The sequence below is a fragment of the Psychrobacillus sp. genome (assembly GCF_056205495.1).
The window spans coordinates 1-3,418 of the sequence record NZ_JBAEAP010000481.1; the positions used below are offsets into that span (position 1 = coordinate 1).

Annotated in this window: 3 protein-coding genes; 1 reads left to right on the forward strand and 2 read right to left on the reverse strand. The window is 35.8% G+C overall.

The annotated features are described in order from the left end of the window. Positions 1–370: 370 nt before the first annotated feature. Entirely contained in the window at positions 371–562 is a 192-nt protein-coding gene (locus tag AC06OU_RS13850) for a hypothetical protein (protein ID WP_475856533.1), read from the forward strand. A 214-nt stretch (positions 563–776) separates the two neighbouring features. Here the strand turns inward: AC06OU_RS13850 and AC06OU_RS13855 are convergent, their stop codons facing one another. Together AC06OU_RS13855 and AC06OU_RS13860 are read right to left on the reverse strand one after the other, a co-directional pair. Then, positions 777–1,493: a Fe-S oxidoreductase gene (locus AC06OU_RS13855; protein WP_475856535.1), complete on the reverse strand. Its 717-nt coding sequence runs from the start codon at positions 1,491–1,493 to the stop codon at positions 777–779. 128 nt (positions 1,494–1,621) lie between these two features. Next, positions 1,622–3,043 carry a sodium:solute symporter family protein gene (locus AC06OU_RS13860; RefSeq protein ID WP_475856537.1) on the reverse strand — a complete coding sequence of 474 codons (1,422 nt, stop codon included), beginning with the start codon at positions 3,041–3,043 and terminating at the stop codon, positions 1,622–1,624. Between the last annotated feature and the right edge of the window lie 375 nt (positions 3,044–3,418).

Genomic DNA, 3,418 nt, shown 5'->3' on the forward strand with positions numbered 1-3,418 from the left:
AATGAAATAAGGGTATACATAAGTATAGGTGATTTAATTTTATATTTTATATTTTTCCTTTAAAACACGAATTATAATTAAATAAATAGAAATAATTATATGTATTTTAAAGTTCAACATAATTAGTTTCACTTTAGATGCACACTTTTATAGAGTGACTTAAACTCCTTTAATACAACATTTTCAAAGTGTTGTTGGTTAAGTTCTTTCTATCTCTCTATTGAAATAAGCGTCTGTACCTAAAATTGATAGAATGGAAAAGTTCGTGTTTTAGTTGAAATTACAATTTATGATATTAACTCATTTATATAAATAAAAAGTCCTATAAAACTTTACTGTATTATGAAGGACAGTTTTTGGAGGTGATTGTTTGAGAAAAGTTTATGGGGTAAAAAAATTAGTTATTTATTTAGATTCTGTTGGTTATCCTCTTACAGAGGAACAAATCAATCAACTTATTCTAAATAAGGAAATACCACATCTTCGGCCAATTGGAGATATTATAGCATTTAATTTAGAGTATATAGATTGGTGGATCAGTCATCAAAAAATAACTCCCTAGAACCAAAGGACACACAAATTCCATCTCAAGAAAAAGAGGCAGTAACAAAACTCTCCTCAAAATAAAAAGCCTCGAAAATTTTACGATCTGGTAAAGTTTTCGGGGCTTCTATTCAAATTATCTATAGTTGTTTTCCGTTTAGGGCTAACGCCATCCGGGGCACGGCTTCAATCTCCAAACTCATCCTCTATACGTTACATCAAGTATATGTATATTATGGCTTTGTTTTCGGACAATAGCCACAAGCCCCTTGCCCGGGGATATCCATCGACATACAACAGCTCCGTCGGCTCGGCTGATTGACTAGCACTGCTGGATTTCTTCCTTTTGTATATTCATAAAAAAGAGATTTAGTTGAAAATGATTTCCAAGCCTCAGTACTCTCTAAAATTTCAATATCATCCATCGCCTGAGATGCAGTAGATGGATTCTCTAAAAGTTTTTCATATATTTTAACAATGGAAACAAAAAAGCTTTCCCAAATTACCAATGGCGAGATACTTGTTGTCTTTCTCAAATATTGAACAATCTCGTACCCTTGCTTCTGTAATATTTTCATAATCACGTCTTCTCGTTCTGTTTCTTTCACATAACGAAAATCATTTGGATTGATGAACATAGCAATTGTATAGGCATCATACTCCTTGGTGACATCGAAATGAAGTTCAGTATGCTTACCATCCCAAATCATGTCGTAAGCCGCTAACATATAAAATTGATTGGCAAAAAACATACCATATCTTTTAGCAAAATGAGAAACAGCTGCTACCTGATTTTCTGCTTCCGTAATTCCTTGCATCAGTTTTGCAAAATCATCCTGGAAAAATTCTTTGCTGAGGCGTTCTAAAGTGAATAGTGTACGAAGCGGCCTAGTCGTATATATTCGATGTTCATTTAATATAAATTCTTGTTCAAACGTAATTGCTGGCATATTCTCACCTATTCAAATAATTTATTCAATACTTCTATTTTATCGGAAGAGACCGTCATTGCAACATTTCCAGCTTGAACGAGAGAAACCCCTATACCGATAGCTGAATCGGTATAGGGGTACATTCGTTATACCTCTAAAGATGTCTCTTTTGTAGTAGGAACCATTTTGGAGATGATCATAGTTAACAATACAGATACTAAAACACCCCATAAAATTCCTAAGGTAAGTGAGGCAATAGAGCCAGCAACTATACCAACTCTCGCTCCCCAAACGGAAACCTGACTGTTACTTGAACCCATTGAAAATTCTTGACCCTTTTTCTTTTTCCAAAGTAAACCGACAACTAAGACTGGTACAACTCCTCCACCAGCCATCGAATAAGCCAAGGAGAATAAGTCTATAATAGAGTCGGCCCAAATAGCTGTCCCAATTGTAAAAGCCCCAATTACGATAACTCCTATTCTCGTTAATTTTAAATAGTAGGAATCCTCCTTAGGTTTCATATTTGGGATTACTAAGTCGTTTACAATGACGACTGCAGCGGAATGTAAAAGAGATGAAGCACTGGAGATTGCCGCTAGGAATATCATGATAAAAAAGGCGAGAGCAGCCAGTTGCGTCATTTCTTCTAAAATAAGCCAGGAAATAGCCTCATCTGCAGCTAAATTAGGATTCTGTATTTTTACTACCATTCCGGCTATTGTTGCAAAAACAGTAAATACAATTGCTACTATTCCACTGATTAGCATAGCTCTGCTTGCTGCCTTCGGGTTTTTTGAAGCAAAACACCGTTGCCAATATACTTGAGCAGCCAGTATCCCTAAAGTTCCTGTGACAAATAGAGAAATAACCTCTATAGCAGAAAGATTCATTTGAGCTAACTCTATAGCCCCTACATTTTCCAACCCACTTTTTAGGGTCGTAAAACTAAAATCAACTTTATCGAATACTTGTATGTAAAACCAAACAGCGATGGCAATGAGTATTCCTCCCTGTATGAGGTCAGTCCATACAACTGAATACATACCGCCAACTGCTGTGTAAATGATAAACACCGCAGAAAAAACTAATATCATCATAAGAGGATCTGCTCCAGTAAAGGCTGAAAATAGCGCCCCCATCCCCATTGCTTGTCCACTTACCCAAGCTATCATTATAGAGGAAGTTAAAATGGCGATTAAACCACGAGATAATCTATCTCCTATGATTAAATCATCCATCATTTCTGCTAGTGTATTATATGTAAACTTTGCCGCAAAACCTGCAAATACAAGTGCGAATAATATTTTTGCCCCCTGCTCTCCAATGACGAATGGAACATTAGCTATTCCAATCTCATACCCCTTTGAGGAATGGCCTACGAAATTGCCGACCCCCATGATGGTTGCAATGTCCGTAAACAACAATAAGAAAAATGGCAATGTTCCACCGGCTATTGCATAATGAGCAAAGCTCGTATCGGCTTTTTTCTTAAATAGGAAAGACATACCTATAAAAGCTAATGATAATATAATCGTAACTGTCCATGTCCAAAACGATAAACCCATTAAATCCCCTCTCCTTCGTTATTATTACAAATATTGTTAATAAAATAAGTAAAATATTAAAAATTTGCTATTACTTTACTACCCCAGGTTTGATAGACATAAACCATAATAAAAGAACGAATAAATATCTATTTATCTAATAATAAGATTAGAATTTTCCATAAAAATTGGAGTCTCTCTTTTGTTAAAGAAATAGGCTATGTTAAAAAGTAGGGATGATTTATGATGCATAGAAAAAGAAATAATTAAATCAGAGAGTAGAATTGATTTCCGCCCCAGCCGGACGCTTTCCGCGGGGTGAGCGATAAGCCATCACCCATCGCTTACGCGCGTGGTTGTGATGTCTTATCTGTCTCACTCATCCCGCTGGAGTCG

Coding starts and splice junctions, on each gene's coding strand:
- AC06OU_RS13855 (WP_475856535.1), bottom strand. CDS start 1,493: ATGCCAGCAATTACGTTTGAACAAGAATTTATATTAAATGAACATCGA.
- AC06OU_RS13860 (WP_475856537.1), bottom strand. CDS start 3,043: ATGGGTTTATCGTTTTGGACATGGACAGTTACGATTATATTATCATTA.